This is a genomic window from Williamsia sp. z71, assembly GCF_059553375.1.
The window spans coordinates 38,543-55,047 of record NZ_JCANWX010000002.1; the positions used below are offsets into that span (position 1 = coordinate 38,543).

At 65.0% G+C, this 16,505-nt stretch carries 21 protein-coding genes; 12 read left to right on the forward strand and 9 right to left on the reverse strand.

Translation table 11 applies throughout. The annotated features are described in order from the left end of the window. Positions 1 to 4: 4 nt before the first annotated feature. From AC51GR_RS04275 to AC51GR_RS04285, 3 genes are read left to right on the forward strand one after another with little or no spacing between them, the layout of a single operon-like run. A complete protein-coding gene (locus AC51GR_RS04275; RefSeq protein WP_496324075.1) occupies positions 5 to 745 on the forward strand; it encodes an SOS response-associated peptidase in 741 nt (246 codons plus the stop codon). After that, positions 742 to 1,137 (forward strand): DUF5313 family protein, encoded by a 396-nt coding sequence (locus AC51GR_RS04280; protein ID WP_496323387.1) that lies wholly within the window; start codon positions 742 to 744, stop codon positions 1,135 to 1,137. The genes AC51GR_RS04275 and AC51GR_RS04280 overlap by 4 nt, the downstream gene beginning before the upstream one ends. A 10-nt stretch (positions 1,138 to 1,147) precedes the next feature. Then, complete coding sequence (locus tag AC51GR_RS04285; protein ID WP_496323388.1) at positions 1,148 to 2,476, forward strand: diacylglycerol/lipid kinase family protein; 1,329 nt, start codon at positions 1,148 to 1,150, stop codon at positions 2,474 to 2,476. Between the two features lie 3 nt (positions 2,477 to 2,479). On the opposite strand, the gene AC51GR_RS04290 is transcribed toward AC51GR_RS04285, so the two are convergent. Continuing rightward, positions 2,480 to 3,382 (reverse strand): NADP-dependent oxidoreductase, encoded by a 903-nt coding sequence (locus AC51GR_RS04290; RefSeq protein WP_496323389.1) that lies wholly within the window; start codon positions 3,380 to 3,382, stop codon positions 2,480 to 2,482. Positions 3,383 to 3,507: 125 nt separating this feature from the next. Between AC51GR_RS04290 and AC51GR_RS04295 the strand changes: the two genes are divergently transcribed. Further along, on the forward strand, positions 3,508 to 3,918 hold the full coding sequence (locus tag AC51GR_RS04295) for a winged helix-turn-helix transcriptional regulator (RefSeq protein WP_496323390.1): 411 nt from the start codon (positions 3,508 to 3,510) through the stop codon (positions 3,916 to 3,918). Positions 3,919 to 3,930: 12 nt separating this feature from the next. On the opposite strand, the gene AC51GR_RS04300 is transcribed toward AC51GR_RS04295, so the two are convergent. Continuing rightward, positions 3,931 to 4,413 carry an aminoacyl-tRNA deacylase gene (locus AC51GR_RS04300; protein WP_496324076.1) on the reverse strand — a complete coding sequence of 161 codons (483 nt, stop codon included), beginning with the start codon at positions 4,411 to 4,413 and terminating at the stop codon, positions 3,931 to 3,933. A gap of 148 nt (positions 4,414 to 4,561) precedes the next feature. On the opposite strand from AC51GR_RS04300, the gene AC51GR_RS04305 reads away from it, so the two are divergent. After that, positions 4,562 to 5,296, forward strand: coding sequence for a sigma-70 family RNA polymerase sigma factor (locus AC51GR_RS04305; protein WP_496323391.1), 735 nt, complete (start codon positions 4,562 to 4,564; stop codon positions 5,294 to 5,296). Beyond that, positions 5,293 to 5,604: a mycothiol system anti-sigma-R factor gene (gene rsrA, locus AC51GR_RS04310; protein WP_496323392.1), complete on the forward strand. Its 312-nt coding sequence runs from the start codon at positions 5,293 to 5,295 to the stop codon at positions 5,602 to 5,604. The genes AC51GR_RS04305 and rsrA overlap by 4 nt, the downstream gene beginning before the upstream one ends. 52 nt (positions 5,605 to 5,656) lie before the next feature. Here the strand turns inward: rsrA and AC51GR_RS04315 are convergent, their stop codons facing one another. Next, entirely contained in the window at positions 5,657 to 5,731 is a 75-nt protein-coding gene (locus AC51GR_RS04315; RefSeq protein ID WP_369758845.1) for a 50S ribosomal protein bL37, read from the reverse strand. 121 nt (positions 5,732 to 5,852) lie between these two features. Here AC51GR_RS04315 and AC51GR_RS04320 point away from each other — a divergent pair, with 121 nt between their 5' ends. Then, on the forward strand, positions 5,853 to 6,071 hold the full coding sequence (locus AC51GR_RS04320; RefSeq protein WP_496323393.1) for a biotin/lipoyl-binding carrier protein: 219 nt from the start codon (positions 5,853 to 5,855) through the stop codon (positions 6,069 to 6,071). Between the two features lie 37 nt (positions 6,072 to 6,108). Further along, a complete protein-coding gene (locus AC51GR_RS04325; RefSeq protein WP_496323394.1) occupies positions 6,109 to 7,605 on the forward strand; it encodes a sensor histidine kinase in 1,497 nt (498 codons plus the stop codon). Between the two features lie 159 nt (positions 7,606 to 7,764). Here AC51GR_RS04325 and AC51GR_RS04330 read toward each other — a convergent pair whose 3' ends face one another. Both AC51GR_RS04330 and AC51GR_RS04335 read right to left on the reverse strand, forming a co-directional pair. Further along, positions 7,765 to 8,019: a WhiB family transcriptional regulator gene (locus AC51GR_RS04330; protein ID WP_023955875.1), complete on the reverse strand. Its 255-nt coding sequence runs from the start codon at positions 8,017 to 8,019 to the stop codon at positions 7,765 to 7,767. Positions 8,020 to 8,286: 267 nt separating this feature from the next. Further along, positions 8,287 to 9,354 (reverse strand): diacylglycerol/lipid kinase family protein, encoded by a 1,068-nt coding sequence (locus AC51GR_RS04335; protein ID WP_496324077.1) that lies wholly within the window; start codon positions 9,352 to 9,354, stop codon positions 8,287 to 8,289. A gap of 118 nt (positions 9,355 to 9,472) precedes the next feature. Here AC51GR_RS04335 and AC51GR_RS04340 point away from each other — a divergent pair, with 118 nt between their 5' ends. Next, positions 9,473 to 9,952, forward strand: a complete 480-nt coding sequence (locus tag AC51GR_RS04340) for a hypothetical protein (protein WP_496323395.1) — start codon at positions 9,473 to 9,475, stop codon at positions 9,950 to 9,952. Between the two features lie 31 nt (positions 9,953 to 9,983). On the opposite strand, the gene AC51GR_RS04345 is transcribed toward AC51GR_RS04340, so the two are convergent. Continuing rightward, complete coding sequence (locus tag AC51GR_RS04345; protein ID WP_496323396.1) at positions 9,984 to 10,637, reverse strand: acid phosphatase; 654 nt, start codon at positions 10,635 to 10,637, stop codon at positions 9,984 to 9,986. 90 nt (positions 10,638 to 10,727) lie between these two features. Here AC51GR_RS04345 and AC51GR_RS04350 point away from each other — a divergent pair, with 90 nt between their 5' ends. Further along, on the forward strand, positions 10,728 to 11,519 hold the full coding sequence (locus AC51GR_RS04350) for a ParA family protein (protein WP_496323397.1): 792 nt from the start codon (positions 10,728 to 10,730) through the stop codon (positions 11,517 to 11,519). A 3-nt stretch (positions 11,520 to 11,522) separates the two neighbouring features. On the opposite strand, the gene AC51GR_RS04355 is transcribed toward AC51GR_RS04350, so the two are convergent. Next, the gene (locus AC51GR_RS04355) at positions 11,523 to 12,749 is read right to left on the reverse strand and encodes an Rv3212 family protein (protein ID WP_496323398.1); all 1,227 of its coding nucleotides are present in this window, start codon (positions 12,747 to 12,749) and stop codon (positions 11,523 to 11,525) included. A gap of 6 nt (positions 12,750 to 12,755) precedes the next feature. Beyond that, a complete protein-coding gene (locus AC51GR_RS04360) occupies positions 12,756 to 14,384 on the reverse strand; it encodes a DEAD/DEAH box helicase (RefSeq protein ID WP_496324078.1) in 1,629 nt (542 codons plus the stop codon). A 316-nt stretch (positions 14,385 to 14,700) separates the two neighbouring features. On the opposite strand from AC51GR_RS04360, the gene AC51GR_RS04365 reads away from it, so the two are divergent. Both AC51GR_RS04365 and AC51GR_RS04370 read left to right on the forward strand, forming a co-directional pair. Then, positions 14,701 to 15,396, forward strand: coding sequence for a ferritin-like fold-containing protein (locus tag AC51GR_RS04365; protein ID WP_496323399.1), 696 nt, complete (start codon positions 14,701 to 14,703; stop codon positions 15,394 to 15,396). Positions 15,397 to 15,483: 87 nt separating this feature from the next. Then, positions 15,484 to 15,717, forward strand: coding sequence for a DUF3107 domain-containing protein (locus AC51GR_RS04370; RefSeq protein WP_496323400.1), 234 nt, complete (start codon positions 15,484 to 15,486; stop codon positions 15,715 to 15,717). Positions 15,718 to 15,729: 12 nt separating this feature from the next. Here AC51GR_RS04370 and fasR read toward each other — a convergent pair whose 3' ends face one another. Further along, on the reverse strand, positions 15,730 to 16,410 hold the full coding sequence (fasR, locus tag AC51GR_RS04375; RefSeq protein WP_496323401.1) for an HTH-type transcriptional activator FasR: 681 nt from the start codon (positions 16,408 to 16,410) through the stop codon (positions 15,730 to 15,732). Between the last annotated feature and the right edge of the window lie 95 nt (positions 16,411 to 16,505).

Below are 16,505 nucleotides of genomic sequence, written 5' to 3' on the forward strand. Positions count from 1 at the left end.
CGCCATGTGTGGGCGATATGCGACAACGGCGAGTACCTCGGATCTGGTTGCGGCGTTCGACGCCGCGCTGGCGGAGGATGATGCGGGCAAACTGCAGAGCCCTTCCTACAACGTGGCCCCCACCCAGACGGTGCCGGTCATCCTGGAACGGCCGTCCCGCCGTGACCCCGACAGCCAGGAAGACGCCGAACCCGAGCTCGTCCGTCAGCTACGGGCCGTGCGGTGGGGACTCGTTCCGAGTTGGGCCAAAGATCCGGGTATCGGCAGCCGGATGATCAATGCGCGCTCGGAGACCCTGACGGACAAGCCGTCCTTCAAGGTCGCCGCGGCCCGGCGGAGGTGCATCCTGCCCGCTGCCGGATTCTTCGAATGGACGAAGGACCCGGAGGGAAAGAAGCTGCCGTACTTCCTGCACGACCCCGACACCCCGATCCTGGGATTTGCCGGCCTCTACGAACTGTGGCCCGACCCGGCCAAGGCCAAAGACGATCCGGATCGCTGGCTGTGGACCACCACGGTGATCACCCGTCCGGCAACCGACGCGCTCGGCCACATCCACGACCGCACCCCGGTGATCGTGACGCCGGACCTGCGTGACGACTGGCTCGACTGCACCAGCGGAAAGCCCTCGGTGGCAAAGGATCTGCTCGAAGCCCTGCCGGAGCCCCATTTGGTGCCGTATCGCGTGTCGACCGAGGTCAACAGCGTTCGCAACAACCGCGCCGATCTCATCGAGCCGGTGTGAGCGGCGACGAGAGCCGGGCTCGCCCCAACCTTTTCGAGGTGATCAAGTACCTGCTCGGCCGGCCGTTGCCGGAATCGATGCGGGACTGGGTGATCCGGGACGTGACCGGTCCCGGATGTATGCGCCGCTACATCATCCGCGGGGTCGTGCCGTTCCTGCCGATCTTCGTCGCCTTCTCGTTCGTGCCCGGGCCGGTGGCGTATCGACTCGGAATGATTGCGCTGTTGCTCATCCCGCTGGTGTACTTCGAGATCGCGCTGATGAGCATCTACCGACGGCACCTGCTGACCACCAACGGCATCGACGGTGACTTGATCGGCGTCAAACATCGTGCCCGGCAAGAGATCACAAAAACCGAATACGAGGCGAAATACCCGCGAACGCCCAACTGAACGGGACGCAATGGCACAAGAACACCAGAAGTCCGAGCCGCAGATCGACACCGAGAGCCGTCGGCGGCAATGGCTGGCGCGGGCCGCGCTCGCGGCCGTGTTCGCCGCGATCATCGTGCTGGTGGTGTTCGCCGGCTTCAAGACCCTGCTCGTGTTCCTGGCGACGGTGGGTGCGCTGGTGATCGGCCTCGCCTCGGTCTTCTGGTTTCTCACCGTGCGCGGCCGGGTCCGGTGGCTTGCGCTGGCGATGTCGGTCGTGATCCCCATCGCCCTGCTGTTCTTCCTCGTCAACGAGCATCTGCTGTGGGTGGTGCTGGTGGTCGTGGCACTGGCGATGCTGGCCACCGCCTGTGCCCGCGCCGCGCTGGTGCGCGACCGCGACGACTGGATGATGCCCGAGCGTGACGTGCCACCGCCCGAGCACCCATTCGTGGTGATGAACCCCCGCTCGGGTGGCGGAAAGGTGGAGAAGTTCGACTTGCGTAGGCGCGCCGAGGCATTGGGCGTGGAGGTGGCCGTGCTCGACGGCCCCGAGATCGTCGACATCGCGGCCCTGACCCGGCAGGCGGTCGAGCGCGGCGCCGACCTGCTGGGGGTGGCGGGCGGCGACGGTACCCAGGCATTGGTGGCCGGGATCGCCGCCGAACACGACCTGCCGTTCCTGGTGATCAGCGCCGGAACCCGCAATCACTTCGCGCTCGACCTGGGCCTGGACCGCGAGGACCCGGCCTCGTGCCTCGACGCGCTCACCGACGGGGTGGAGGTCAGGGTGGATCTCGGCTCGGTCAATGACCGGACGTTTGTCAACAATGCGTCCTTCGGTGCCTACGCGGAGGTCGTGCAGAGCCCGGCCTACCGCGATGACAAGACCGGCACGATGCTGGCGATGCTCCCGGACCTGATCGCCGGCACCCGTGGCCCACGGCTGTTCGTCCGCACCGGGGAGGTGACCATCACCGAGCCGCAGGCCGTATTGGTGAGCAACGGCGCCTACGAGATGCACGACCTGGCCGGGCTGGGCCGACGGCCGCGACTGGACACCGGAACCCTCGGGATCGTGGTCGTGTCGGTGAGCACCACCCTGCAGGCGGTCGGCCTGCTGCGCCGGACCCGGCAGCACGGTCTGACCCAGTACACCGGACCGGAAGTGGTCATCGATGCCGACCAGCCCCAGATCCCCGTCGGGGTCGACGGGGAGGCGCTGATCCTCTCGACCCCGGTGCAATGCACGATCCGCCCACAGGCGTTGCGGGTTCGGGTGCCCCGGGATCGGCCCGGTGTCAGGCCGCCCAAGCGTCCGCTGGACTGGGTGCGGCTGCGACAGCTGGCGTGGCTCTGACGATCAGGGCCTGATCAGCCACCGGCCGGGCGCCGACTTGTCCTCGAACGCGCGGTGCGCCTTGGCCGCCTCGTCGAGCGGGACGTCGCCGGCGATGCGCGACGGGAGTCGACCCGCTGCCACGTCACCGAGGAGTTCGGCCAGTTCGGCACCGTCGGCCTGCACCTCGATCCAGCCGCTGGTGATCCCGCGGGTGGGTGCGGGTGCATTGCGTGGAGCGGTGCCCAGATACCGGCCTCCCTCGACGATCAGGTCGAGCAACGGGGCACCGACCCCGGCCGGGTCGAAGACGGCATCGAAAAGCGTGTCGCCCAGATCGGCGACGGTCGTCGTGACGGTCGCGGCGCCGCGGTCGCGTAGGTCATCGACATTTTCGGGTTTGCCGACGGCCGTGACGGTGGCGCCGCTGCGGGCGGCCAATGGGACGGCCGCGTTGCCGACCCCGCCGGACGCCCCGACGATCAGCAGACGCCGCCCACCGGGATCGAGCAGTGAGATCGACTGGGACGCGGTCAGGGAGACCAGCGGCACCGCGGCGGCGGCCACCGGATCGAGCCCGTTCGGCAGCGCAGCGACGGCGTCGGCGGGCAGCACCACGTACTCGCCGTAGGTCCCGATGGCCGGGCCGATCCCGACCCGCAGTCCGGCGACCGCTGTCCCGACGGCCGGTTCGGTGACGTCCGGTCCGAGCGCCTCGACAACCCCGGAGACGTCCCAGCCGAGCCCCACCGCGGCGCCCGGGGGAATGATCCCGAGGCGGTGGAAGACGCCGTGTGCCGCGCCGATGTCGACCGGGTTGACCGATGCCGCGCCCACCCGGATCCGGACTTCGCCCCGGCCCGGTTCGGGCGTGCGCCGGTCGGCGATCGTGAGGTCGTCTGTGCCTGTGGTGATGATCGTTCGCATGAGCTCGTCCCATCTCGTGTCGGCGGTTGTCTGAAGAGCACCTTGCGATCTCCACGATGCCGATGGCACTCTCTAATGGGAAGTAGGCACCTCAAAGTGCGTAACAACCCAGGAGGTGGGCTCCGATGCCGACGACGACAGCCGCCGATCGCCGCGGACAGGCCAAGCAGGAATACGACGTGTACGTCGCGAACTGTCCGAGCCGCATGCTGCTCGATCGGATGAGTGATAAATGGGTGGCGTTGATCCTGGTCGCGCTGGGGGACCGGACGATGCGGTATTCAGAGCTGTCCCGTGCGGTGGCCGGCGTCAGTCAGAAGATGTTGACCCAGACACTGCGGACCCTCGAGCGAGACGGTCTCCTCACCCGTGAGGTGACGGTGAGTGTTCCGGTGCGGGTCGACTATTCGCTGACGCCGCTGGGACTCTCGCTCCGAGAGCTGATGCGCGGGGTGAAGGACTGGGCCGAGTCACATATGGACGAGGTCTTCGAGGCCCGCGAAGATTACGACCACAGGCAGCACGAGGGACGGTAGGCCGGGCGGTCCTCAGGCGAGGACGTCCGCGACCACCGCGCCGGTGACCGCGACCAGGTCGGCCGGGGCCAGTTCGATCTCCAGACCCCGTTTGCCGCCGCTGCAGAACACCGAATCCCACAGATCGACCGTCTCGTCGATCACGGTGGGCAGTGGCTTCTTCTGGCCGACCGGCGACACCCCACCGAGCACATAGCCGGTGACCCGCATGACCGCCGCCGGATCGGCCATGACGGCCTTGCCGCTCATACCCAGCGCACTGGCCGCGGCCTTGGGGGACAGGCGCTCGGGAACCGGGATCACCGCCACCGCCAGGGTGCCGCCGACATCGATCACCAACGTCTTGAAGATCTGTTCCGGCTCGGCGCCGATCGAGCGCCGCAGGTGTTCGGCGGCCTCCGGCCCCCAGTCGCCGTCGGAGCGGGTCTCGTACTTGTGGACCTGGTGCCGGACCCCGGCCTTTTCCAGAACGCTGATCGCCGCGGTCGCTGCCATGGCTGTCGATTCTCTCAGGTCGGTCCGATCTCGGGCCGACCAGACCGCGGTCGACGTGGCAAGCATCGACCCAGGGTGGGTGTAAGCGAGGCGCCGGCGGAACAAGTCGCTCAGAGTCGTTGTTGACTCCACCTGAAGGAGGTGTGGTGTGTACAGCAACTCGCAGCAGCGCGGGTCGGTAGGCTTGCTCGACAGACCTGATTTTCCCGCAGGTCTCGAAGGGATTGTCGTGACCGAAGCCGAAACACCCGAAGTCAACCCAGAGACCTCGGAAGAGCGATTCGCGCGGTTCGAGCGTGATGCATTGCCGTTACTCGATCAGTTGTACGGCGGCGCACTACGCATGACGCGGAATCCAGCCGATGCCGAGGACCTCGTCCAGGAGACGTATGTGAAGGCCTTCTCGGCCTTCAAGTCGTTCAAGGAGGGGACCAACCTCAAGGCGTGGCTCTACCGGATCCTGACCAACACATACATCAACGGATACCGCAAAAAACAGCGTCAACCTGCGCAGTATCCGACGGATGAGATCACCGACTGGCAGCTGGCCGCCACGGCCGAACACACGTCGCAGGGTCTGCGGTCCGCGGAGATCGAGGCGCTCGACGCACTGCCCGATGACGAGATCAAGGCGGCGCTGCAGGCGTTGCCCGAAGATTTCCGGATGGCGGTCTACTACGCGGACGTCGAGGGACTGCCGTACAAAGAAATCGCGGAGATCATGGACACCCCGATCGGGACCGTGATGTCGCGACTGCACCGTGGCCGCAAACAGCTGCGGGAACTGCTCGGCGACGTGGCGCGCGAGCGTGGATTCAACAGAGGAACTCCCGGCCAGTCGGCCGATGGCCAGTCCGGCCACAAACAGGAGGTTGCCGGATGAGTACCGGAGAAGTAGCCGGCGGGACCAACGCCGAACGAGAATTCGACGAAGCCGATCGGCTCGATTGTTCGGCCGTCATCGCCGATGTGTGGCTGTTGCTGGACAACGAGTGTGATGCACATGCTCGTGCTCGTCTGCAGTCGCATCTCGATGGGTGCACGCCCTGTCTCGAGCACTACGGCATCGAGCAGCAATTGAAGTCTTTGGTCAACCGCAAATGCGGTGGAGATCAGGCGCCCAAGGGATTACGGGAGCGGTTGACCCTGGAGATCCGGAAGACGGTCATCGTCCGCGACACGCACGGATAAACCACACTTTCGAATCCGCCAGGGATCCAAACCCCGGTAAGGGCCTCAACGCTCAGGCGTTGGGGCGCTTGCCGTGGTTGGCCGCATTCTTCTTGCGAGCCCGCTTCTTGCGTCCACGCTTTCCCATGGCAGTCTCCTTTCGACAGCGCTCCATTGTGACACGAAGCCTGCCGTTGGTCAGAATCGCCCGGGCGCAAGGTGCTGCGCTAGGTTGATAGCCGGCGTAACCGAACACCTGGAGGATGGCGATGGCAGAAGAAGTTGTGGCGGAAATCGTTGCAAGCGTTCTCGAGGTGGTTGTCAGCACCGGTCAGACGGTGGACGTCGGTGACACGCTGGTCCTGCTGGAATCCATGAAGATGGAGATCCCGGTGCTGGCCGAAGAAGCCGGCACGATCACCGAGGTCAAGGTCAACGTCGGGGACGTGATCCAGGCCGGTGACCTCATCGCGGTCATCGACAACTGATCCTGGGACAATCGGCCGGTAGACGGGCTCGGCGCTGATGTCGACTCTTTCGGAGTTGCTCGCAGAACACACGGAATTGTCCGGCGCTGCCGGCGGCCACCTGCAACGTGTGGTGGCCGAATGGCAACTGCTCGCCGACCTGTCGTTCGCTGATTTCCAGATGTGGGTGCAGTCGCAGCACACAGTTGATGACGACTCCGGTGTAACCGGCTCCCAGATGGTCTGTGTGGCCCAATGTCGGCCGAATACCGCACCTACAGTCTTTCCCGTCGACGGCGTCGGCACGTTGATCTCAGAGGCGGATAATCCCCAGGTCTTCGGCGCCCTTGCGCAGGGCCGGATCCTTCGGGAGGAAGATCCGACGTGGGTCGGATCGGTGGCCATCAGACGTGAAGCCATCCCGGTTCGCTTCGAAGGTGAAGTGGTGGCGGTCCTGGCCCGCGCGATCAACCTCACCCAGCCGCGGATGCCATCACCGCTGGAACTCGCGTACCAGGATTGCGCATACGACCTGTGCCAGATGGTGTCCGAGGGGACATTCCCGCAGAACGAGGGCAATCCGCGAGGGCTGTCGACGCCTCGGGCGGGCGACGGATTCATCCGGGTCGACGAGCACGGCACCGTGCAATACGCGAGTCCCAACGCGCTGTCGGCGTATCACCGCATGGGCTGGACGTCGGAGCTCAGCGGCAACGATCTCGCCGAGGTGACGGTGAGCCTTCTCAGTGACCCGTTCGAGTCGGAGGAAGCCGCTGCGATGCTGCGGGCCGCGGTCGCGGGTGAAGCGGGGATGCGCATCGAGGCCGACGCCCGCCGGGCGACCGTGCTGATCCGGGCGGTGCCGCTGCGGCCCCGCGGTGAGCTGGTCGGCGCCATAATCCTGGTGCGCGACGTGACCGAGGTGAAACGTCGTGATCTGGCGTTGATAAGCAAGGACGCGACCATCCGCGAAATCCATCACCGGGTCAAGAACAACCTGCAGAGTGTGTCCGCGCTGCTGCGACTGCAGGCGCGGCGAACCACCAATGACGAAGCCCGGCATGCGCTGGGGGAGGCGGTCCGGCGGGTTGCGGCCATCGCCCTTGTGCACGAACTGCTTTCGGGCAGTGTCGATGAGGAAGTCGATCTCGACGTGGTCATCGACCAATTGGTCCCCGTGATGGCCGACGTGGCATCGGGTGGGACCGCGGTCACGGTACGGCGGGTCGGCACAATCGGTGTACTCAAGTCTGATTTGGCGATGCCGGTGGTGATGGTGCTCACCGAATTGATACAGAACGCCGTCGAACATGGTTTTGCGCCAGAAGAATCCGGCCGGGTGTTGATCGACACGTCCAGGAGCACAAGGGAACTCGTGATCACGGTGCATGACAACGGCATCGGCATCGACCCGGACTTCGATCCGAAGCAGTCCGACCGGCTGGGTCTGCAGATCGTCCACACGCTGGTGCGGATCGAGCTGGCGGGCGAACTGGAACTACGCCCGGGTGCCACCGGTGGCACCGACGCGATCCTGACCGTCCCGCTGAGCTGACGCCGAAATTCTTGCGCCGCAGCGAAATTCGTGACGACCGCCACCTTGTGTCCTCAGTCTCCAACTGCCCCTTGACAACACAAACCCGGTGGCAGATGCCACCGGGTTGGTTTGTCGTCGAGGTGGTCGCCGGGAGTGACCGCCTTGATTTCTGGGGTCTTAGACCGAGCTGCGAGTGCGGCTGCGGGCATTTCGCCGCTTGAGGGCGCGTCGCTCGTCTTCGCTCATTCCGCCCCAGACGCCTGCATCCTGTCCCGACTCCAGTGCCCACGTGAGGCAATCTGCTGTAACCGGGCAGCGGTTGCAGACGAGCTTCGCATCAGCAATCTGCGCGATGGCCGGTCCACTGTTTCCCACCGGGAAAAACAGCTCCGGATCCTCGTCGCGACAAATTGCGTTGTGACGCCAGTCCATCCCACTGCTCCTTCAGGCGCTTCACTGCGCCACTCGTAACCGTTTGTTCATATGTGCGTAGGTATTGTTTCCGCACTGTTGCTTGTGAATACTTTCACGAATCCAGATGATGTCAATGATGTTCCCTTAACACGTGGGCAACATCACTGTGTAGGGGGTGCCTATGTATGCCCCTACACCGTTGTACTACTCTGCGGCCAACTTATCCTGAGAATCACATGCGAATGTCGATGTGACCTGGATCTCTCGTGTTCGTAGGACTGAAATCTACGATTTGGGAGAAATGACCTCTAGTACGGCGGGACGGCAACCGAACTGCAATGCCGTCCGGGTGCCAAGGTATTCGCCATCCATCTGCATGTCGATGGGTTCGGAGCTGAGAATCTCGACATATGCGACATCGTCGGCGCGCAACAAGTGTTTCGCCTGCGGCTTTGCTTTTGCCGACAGCAATTGGCGGACCAGCGGCAGATTGCGGAGCGGGGCCATCGACGTCGAGGCGAACACACCGAGCCGGCCATCGAAACTGGTGTCGGGATTGGTCTCGATCGGACGGGCGCCCAGATATGTCCACGGGCTGGCGTTCGAGATGAAGGCGAAGTGTGCGCCTTCGAGGGGTTCGGCGTCAGGGATGGTGACGGTCAACGTTGGTTTGCTTCGTGCTGCGCCGATGAACGTCCGTACCGCGGTCCACAGATAGCGGGTGGCGGTCGCCCGGTGTCCGGCACGGCGCTGCTCCTCGATGGACTTGACCACCTGAGCGTCGACCCCCAACCCGGCATTGAACAGGAACCATCGATTGTCGGTGTGCCCCAAGCTGACTCGGCGACGCTGGCCGGTCGCGAGAAGGTCGACGAGTTGTCCGGTCGCCTTGAGGGGATCAGGATCGATACCCAGTGCGCGCGCGAAGACGTTGGCGCTGCCACCGGGGACCACCGCCAGTGCCGGCGAAGGGAAACCGCTCTCCGGCGCGGACGGGGGGTCGAGCAGACCATTGACCACCTCGTTGACGCTGCCGTCGCCGCCGTGGACCACCACCACGTCGTATCGCTCCGCGCGGGCCTGTGCGGCGAGCTCTCCGGCATGTCCGCGGTGGGTGGTGTGCTCGACCCGGACATCTACATACTCAGGCCGAACTCCGCTGCGCTTCGTATTCGCCTGATCTGGTCGAGCTCCGCTGCGCTTCGTCTCCGCCTGATCTGGTCGAGCTCCGCTGCGCTTCGTCTCCGCGTCCCCAGTGCCTTCGGGGCGGCGAAGTGACACAGAGAGGGTGTTCAGCAGCGCGTCCCGGCCGGCCTCGGTGGTCGAGGTGGCAAAGGGATTGACGATCAGCATCGCGCGCACGAGAACTGAGCCTAGCGTCAGAAGGGCCGATGTCGCCCTTTGAGCCGGTCACCGGGGCGTGGGAAGGACCTGGCAGAGACTCGGCGCGGGCGACCATTAGGCTGGCCGGGTGTCTGAATCCTCTCCACCGATCAATGTTCGTCGAGCCGGCGCGATAGTCGCACTCGAGGGCGCACTGGGCGTCGCGGCCGCGATCTACATGGTGATCCGGGGGTTGATGGGTCACGAAGACGGTGACTTCATCAGTGGCTACGGCACCGCGGCATGGTTTGCGATCCTCGGCGGCGGTGTCCTGGCCGGAGGTGTGGCGCTGATTGTCGGTCGTCGGTGGGGCCGGTCGATCGCGGTGATGACCCAGGTGCTTTTGGTTCCGGTGGCTTTTGCCTTGATCACAGACAGCGAGCTCCCGATCATCGGTACGCCGGTGCTGGTCATCCTGGTGATCGCGCTGTATTTCCTGTTCAGCCCGTCGTCGATGAAGTGGTTCGCCAAGGCCTACGAGATCAACCCGGGTGAGGAAGACGAAGCGGACGTCGAACCCAAGCCGGTGGCCAAGACCTTCGAGCGGCGTAAGAAGAAGCGTCGCTGAGCGCATCGCTGCCGGCCACCGAGGACCCGGATCAGTCCCCGGTGCGAACGTGCGCGGGACGGCCGGCGTCGACGTAGTCGGCGCTGCGGTATCCGGTGATGCCCAGGGATTGGATCTGCCGGGTCTCACCGTCGAAACCGAGCACCGCGATGGAGGCGGGCAGCATCGAGAAATGCGCCCCGAACTGTATGGGAGCACCGATCCAACGGGCCAGCAACGACCTCGACAGGTGACCGTGTCCGATGAGAACCACCGATCGGCTGCGCAGCTCGCCCAATAACTCGGCGATCACCGTATCGATCCGGTCGCTCATCTGCTGGGACGATTCGCCGCCGCGCCCGCCCTGGGCCCACACCGTCCAGCCCGGTTCGGTCTCCCGGATCTGGGGTTTGGTCAGACCCTCGTACAGGCCGTAGTCCCATTCGGCGAACTGTTCATCGGTGTGCGCGATGGGCAGTCCGGCCAGTTCTGCGGTGTGAATGGCCCGGATACGTGGTGACGACAGCACCAGGGGGTCGGTCAGCAGCAGGTCATCGAGCGGTTTGCGCAGTCCGGCCGCCTGCTTCTCGCCGAAGGGTGTCAATGGGATGTCACTGACGCCGGTGTGTCTTCCCGTCTTCGACCACTCGGTTTCGCCGTGCCGGATGAGGATCAATCGGTGGATTGCCGAGTTCGTGGTGCGCACCCCAGACATTCTGCACTGCCTGCGCATAGGGTCAATGGCAAGCGAACTGCGGTAGAGCGTTCTGCATGCTCGACTTGGAGGGAGTCAGCGATGAGCAAGGTTCTTGCGGTGGCCAATCAAAAGGGGGGCGTCGCGAAGACGACAACGGTCGTCTCTCTGGGCGCGGCGTTGGCGGCCAAAGGGTTGTCGGTTCTGGTGGTGGATCTCGATCCGCAAGGCTGCCTTACCTTTTCGATGGGCCACGACCCGGACAAGCTGACGCTTTCCATCCACGATGTCCTGCTGGGGGAGGGGACTCTGGCCGAAGTGCTGCTCAACACCGACGACAACGTGACGTTGCTTCCGGCCACCATCGACCTCGCCGGGGCCGAAGCATTGCTGCTCATGCGCCCGGGTCGCGAGTACGCGCTCAAACGTGCCCTCAAGACCGTCGAGGAGGACTACGACGTCATCATCGTCGACTGCCCGCCCTCGCTCGGGGTTCTCACGCTCAACGGGCTGACCGCCGCCGACGAGGTGGTGGTGCCACTGCAGTGCGAGACGCTGGCCCATCGGGGGGTGGGGCAGTTGCTGCGCACGGTCACGGAGGTGCAGCAGATCACCAATCCCGATCTCAAGCTGCTCGGCGCCCTGCCCACCCTCTATGACGCCCGCACGACCCACAGTCGCGACGTCATCGCTGATGTCGCCGACCGTTACGACCTGCCCGTGCTGTCGCCACCGATCCCGCGCACCGTCCGTTTCGCAGAGGCGTCGGCGTCCGGTGCGAGTCTGCTTGCCGGGCGAAAGAGCAAGGGCGCGCAGGCATATCGGGATCTCGCCGACAACCTGTGGAACCATTGGAACGACGGCTCCGAACTGAAAACATTCGAGGCGATCTGAGGCTTACTGCGTCGGTGCGAGCACCGACACGGTGGAACCCCACTGCTGCACAATGTGATCGCCGATGTCGGCCAGTGTGATGATGCCGCCGATGTAGCCGGCGCGCTCCACCGGAATCGATGCGATCGGCTGGCCGTCGGCGAGATTGTGCACGCTGATGCCCGTGACGCTCGGCAGCAACAGTGATCCGGCCATCACGACCCCGGGACCGAGTGTCTCGGGGACCTGGAAGCGGGCGGCGAGGTTGGTGGGATCGATGACCACCGTGGACTTGCCCGTCCAGAACGTGATCACGTCGCCGCTGGCGATGGGCTTGCTCTCGATGCCGACCGCGTCACCGAGCACGGTGGTCCGGTTCTTGATCGTGCCGTCGATGCCGTAGGTCTCGAGCACGGGAGCGGGCGACGACAGATAGATCGCCACGCCGGTTTGATCGACGGCAACGATCCGCGGCGGAGTGCCCAGCTCGCCGGTGATGATCGTCGAGGCGAACTCCTCGAGCTTCTCTTCGCTGTCGAGGGTTGCGCCGAGAATGGTCAGACGATAACCGGGTTCGATGCCGCAGCGTTCGATGATCGCGACCCGGGAGTCGCCGATCCCGCTGGAGACGAACTCGCAACCCGATCTGGGTTGGGTCCCGGGATTCACCGGGGCGTCGACACGGCCGTACTCGATCGTCCGGACGAGATCGGTGCGCCACACTTCCAGGCGGGTATCGCCTTGTGCGAGAGCGTAATCCCGGCCGGTGCTGATCTCGAGGGAATTGTCGGCATCACTGGTCCGCGACGACGCTCGCGTGCCGTCGGCGGCGTTGAGTGCGGTCACCTCGCTGCAGCCACGGTCGTTGCGATAGATCGCGAGTGCGTAGTTGCGACCCCCGGCATCCCATCCGGTGACGGTGCACAGCGGCAGGTCCCGGGTATAGGACCAGAGCGCTACGCCGGTGGCCGCGTCGTGACCGACCACGGCTCCGCCGTCCCCGGTCACCACCACCCCGCCGATCGCAACCGGCGACGTGGTGGCCGAACTGGTGGCGCGCCAGGCCTCGGTGACATCGCGCGGAACCTCGGTGGCGCCGGCGATCGGCTTTGCGGGCACCGCTGCCGGGTCCGACTCGGTGTTCTTTGCCGAACTGGTTGCCCAGATGGCCACGGCCGAAACCGCGACCACCACAACCAGGACGACGACCACCACGATGTCGAGCGGTGTCCGCCGCTCTGGCCTGAGCACCGTCAGTTACTCCGAAGCGGTACCCGTGGTGTCGGTGCCGCTGCCCGCGTTCGACCGGCGACGACGTCGACGACGGGGACGATCGCTGCTCTCTGCACCGTTGGGTGCCGGAGCCGGGCTCTCGGTTGCCGAGGTGACGGTGGCGTCGTCGGTGGTGCTCGCGGTGGCGGTGGATACGCTCGCGTCGACAGTTGCTCCGTCGCCTTCTCCGGCGCGGGTTCGACGACGCTGGCGGGACGGACGTTTGGCCGTATCCCGGCGTCCTGCGACCACGCGCGTCTCATCGTCGGAGGAACGTCCGCCCGAACGCGGTGCGCGCTCTTCGCGGTCCGGCTTGGCCGAACCGATACGTCCGGTCTTCGACTCGGAAATGCTCAGCTGCTCGCGCAGATGCGGTGAGCTGGAATAGGTTTCGACCGGTTCGTCCATGCCCAGGTCGAGTGCCTTGCTGATCATCTCCCAGCGGTGGAGTTCGTCCCAGTCGACGAGGGTGATCGCGATACCGGTGCGTCCGGCGCGGCCGGTGCGACCGATCCGGTGCACATAGGTCTTCTCGTCGTCGGGGCACTGGTAGTTGATCACGTGGGTGACGTCATCGATGTCGATGCCGCGGGCGGCGACGTCGGTGGCGACCAGGACATCGACGCGACCCTCGCGGAAGGCTGTGAGCGCCTTCTCGCGGGCCACCTGACCGAGGTCGCCGTGGACGGCGCCGACAGCGAATCCGCGCTCGGCGAGATCGTCGGCGACCTTCTGGGCGGTCCGCTTGGTCCGCGTGAAAATCATGGTGGCGCCGCGACCTTCGGCCTGCAGGATGCGGGCGACGAGTTCGGCCTTGTCCATCGCATGGGCGCGGTAGACGTACTGGGTGGTGCGGTCGTGGATGGCCGAGTCGTTCGCGTGCTCGGCCCGGATGTGGGTCGGTTTCGTGAGGAACGTGCGGGCCAGGGTGACGATCGGTCCGGGCATGGTGGCCGAGAACAGCATCGTCTGGCGGGCGTCGGGCAGCGAACTCATGATGCGTTCGATGTCGGGCAGGAAGCCGAGGTCGAGCATCTCGTCGGCCTCGTCGAGGACGAGTACCTGCACCTTGCCCAGGATCAGATGGCCCTGGCGGGCGAGGTCGAGCAGGCGGCCGGGGGTACCGACAACGACATCGATACCGATCTTCAGTTCGCTGATCTGATGTTCGAACGGGCGTCCACCGAAGATCGAGAGCAGCCGAAGCGGCCGGTTCTGGCCGTCGACGGTGTCGACGTGCAGGCCTTTGGCGGCGATCTCGAGGTCGTCGGTGACCTGGATGCAGAGTTCGCGCGTCGGCACGATGATGAGTGCGCGAGGGGTTCCGTCGGGCTTGCGGATCCCGGGTTCGCCGGGTCCGGCAGTCGCCTGGGATACCCGCTGCAGCAGCGGGACGCCGAAGCCGAGGGTCTTGCCCATGCCGGTTCTGGCCTGGCCGATGAGGTCCTCACCGGCCATCGCCAGCGGCAAGGTCAGTTCCTGGATCGCGAACGTATTGACTTTTCCGTCGGCGGCAAGCGCGTCGACGATCTCCTTGCGGACGCCGAGTTCGGCGAACGTGGGGGAGACGTGGTCCTCCGCGACGATGACGTGCGCTTCTTCAGCGACGTCCAGTACGGGGTTCTGGGTGTCATTTTCGATGTTCAGTTGATTGCCTTTCGCAATGTGCTCCCGCGCGCACTGCAAGGGTCAACCAAACAGGTCAGCATCCATCCTCGAACAACCGAGGACTCGGGCAACCGGTATCTGGCCGAATCGGGTCCGATCGATATCGGGCCGCCGTCCGTGCGCGCACAAATTCGGTGCAGGTCAGCGTCTGAGCATGACCCACCCCTGGCAGTGTACGTGTCGTTTGACAGTCTCGAAGAATCGACCTCTCGCGGAATGCGCCGGCGAAGCGCCGATGGGCGGGCGCACTACACTCGACCGCATGTCTTCTGGTTCACAAACCGAACCGCCTGCGGCCGCGGTCTCGACCTCGGTGTCGGCCGATCATCCCGGGATCACCGAGCTCTTCGGTGTGCTGGCGTGCGGCGAGTTGGCCGCGTTCTATCGCCTGACGTCCGAGGCGCTGATGGCTCCGGACGTCCGCGGCCGGGTGGCCATGGCGAGCATGGCCGCGGCGGAGATGTCGCACTTCGAAACCCTGCAGGAAGAGTTGCAGCGCCGCGGGGCCGATGTCTATCGGTTGATCGCCGCGTACGAGGAGGTGCTCGACCGCTATCACGCGTCGACGGTGCCCAGTACGTGGGAGGAATCGCTGGTCAAGGTGTATGTCGGCGACGGGCTGGCCGCAGATTTCTACCTCGAGATCGCCGGGACGTTGCCGCCGGGTTCCGAGGCCGTCGTCCGCACGGTGATGGCCGAGACCGGACATTCGGACTTTGCCGTGGCGGCGATCCGCGACGCCGTTGCCGCCGATCCGAACCTGAGGTCGCCGCTGACGTTGTGGGGACGCCGTCTGCTCGGCGAGGCGATCACCCAGACCCAGTACGTCCTGGCTGGACAAGAGGATCTGACGGAGCTGCTCTTCTCCGTCGAGACCGACCTCAACGGAATCGCCGGATTCTTCGATTCGATCCAGGAACGTCATGCCCGCCGGATGGCGGACATGGGGCTGGCGTAAACCCCGTTCGGCCTGAATGCAGGTCCGGCCGGACCGGCGGATAGATTCACACCTGTATGAAGTACACCGCTATCTATGGAGGATTCTGTGGCCGTTGATGTGAAGATCGGGATCACCGACAGCACGCGCGAGCTGGTTGTGCACATCGACCAGGACAGCGACGAAGCCCATGCCGCGGTCGAGGCCGCCCTGTCGGGGAGCGATCAGATTCTGCGTCTGCAGGACGACAAAGGTGCGCGGTATCTGATCCCGGTCACCAGGATCGCCTATGTCGAGGTCGGCACCTCCGAATCCCGCAAGGTCGGGTTCGGCGCCATCTAGATCAGATTTGTTTCAGCCCTCTGGGTCGAGTTCGGAGTCGTTCGCGTGCTGCATCGGCACGCGGGCGAGTCCGCCCCAGAGCATGGTGACAGTGATGTCGATCGCTTCTTCTTTGGTCATCGGCCGCTTGGCGTCGAGCCAGTGACGGGCATTGACCTGGCTCAGGCCCACCAGTCCTGCGGCGAGCATGCGGGATCGGTGCGGGTCGAGTCCCGAATCGTGCATCACCAGGCCGTATACGGCGTCGACACACGCCTCGGTGGCACCTTCGACACGACGGATCGCCGCCGGATCGAGAGCATCGGACTGGAAGATCAGCCGGTATCCCTGATTGTCCTCATCGATGAAGTCGAAGAACGCCTCCACTGCCGAGCGGACGCGGTGCCGGTTGTTGGTGGAGGTCAGCAACGCTGAGGTGACCCGGTTGACCATGGACTCGGCATGCAGGTCCAGGACCGCGAGATAGAGGTCCAGTTTGCTCGGAAAATGTTGGTAGAGAACGGGTTTGCTGACGCCTGCATGTACCGCGATCTCGTCCATGCCGGCCGAGTGATAACCGCGTTCGACGAAGATCTCGCTGGCCGCATCCATCAACTGCAGGCGGCGTGCGCTGCGTGGCATCCGGACGCTCCGGCGTCCGGCATTGGCTGAGCTCGCCTTCACCCCTGTGCCCGCTGCGACCGTTTCATCCATGGATCGAGGGTATATCTGTCTTGACAGGCCGCCACCGGTGGTTGCCTACAGCTGATTCACCGATGGCTGTGAGAAGGTTGAGCCGTGACTGATGC

Bases quoted from the DNA above. Each gene is read 5' to 3' on its own strand.
- AC51GR_RS04320 (WP_496323393.1), top strand. From the start codon at position 5,853: ATGGCAGAAGAAGTTGTGGCGGAAATCGTTGCAAGCGTTCTCGAGGTG.
- AC51GR_RS04325 (WP_496323394.1), top strand. From the start codon at position 6,109: ATGTCGACTCTTTCGGAGTTGCTCGCAGAACACACGGAATTGTCCGGC.
- AC51GR_RS04300 (WP_496324076.1), bottom strand. From the start codon at position 4,413: ATGGCAGCGACCGCGGCGATCAGCGTTCTGGAAAAGGCCGGGGTCCGG.
- AC51GR_RS04335 (WP_496324077.1), bottom strand. From the start codon at position 9,354: ATGCTGATCGTCAATCCCTTTGCCACCTCGACCACCGAGGCCGGCCGG.
- AC51GR_RS04295 (WP_496323390.1), top strand. From the start codon at position 3,508: ATGCCGACGACGACAGCCGCCGATCGCCGCGGACAGGCCAAGCAGGAA.
- AC51GR_RS04290 (WP_496323389.1), bottom strand. From the start codon at position 3,382: ATGCGAACGATCATCACCACAGGCACAGACGACCTCACGATCGCCGAC.
- AC51GR_RS04350 (WP_496323397.1), top strand. From the start codon at position 10,728: ATGAGCAAGGTTCTTGCGGTGGCCAATCAAAAGGGGGGCGTCGCGAAG.
- AC51GR_RS04330 (WP_023955875.1), bottom strand. From the start codon at position 8,019: ATGGACTGGCGTCACAACGCAATTTGTCGCGACGAGGATCCGGAGCTG.
- AC51GR_RS04285 (WP_496323388.1), top strand. From the start codon at position 1,148: ATGGCACAAGAACACCAGAAGTCCGAGCCGCAGATCGACACCGAGAGC.
- rsrA (WP_496323392.1), top strand. From the start codon at position 5,293: ATGAGTACCGGAGAAGTAGCCGGCGGGACCAACGCCGAACGAGAATTC.
- AC51GR_RS04275 (WP_496324075.1), top strand. From the start codon at position 5: ATGTGTGGGCGATATGCGACAACGGCGAGTACCTCGGATCTGGTTGCG.
- AC51GR_RS04365 (WP_496323399.1), top strand. From the start codon at position 14,701: ATGTCTTCTGGTTCACAAACCGAACCGCCTGCGGCCGCGGTCTCGACC.
- fasR (WP_496323401.1), bottom strand. From the start codon at position 16,410: ATGGATGAAACGGTCGCAGCGGGCACAGGGGTGAAGGCGAGCTCAGCC.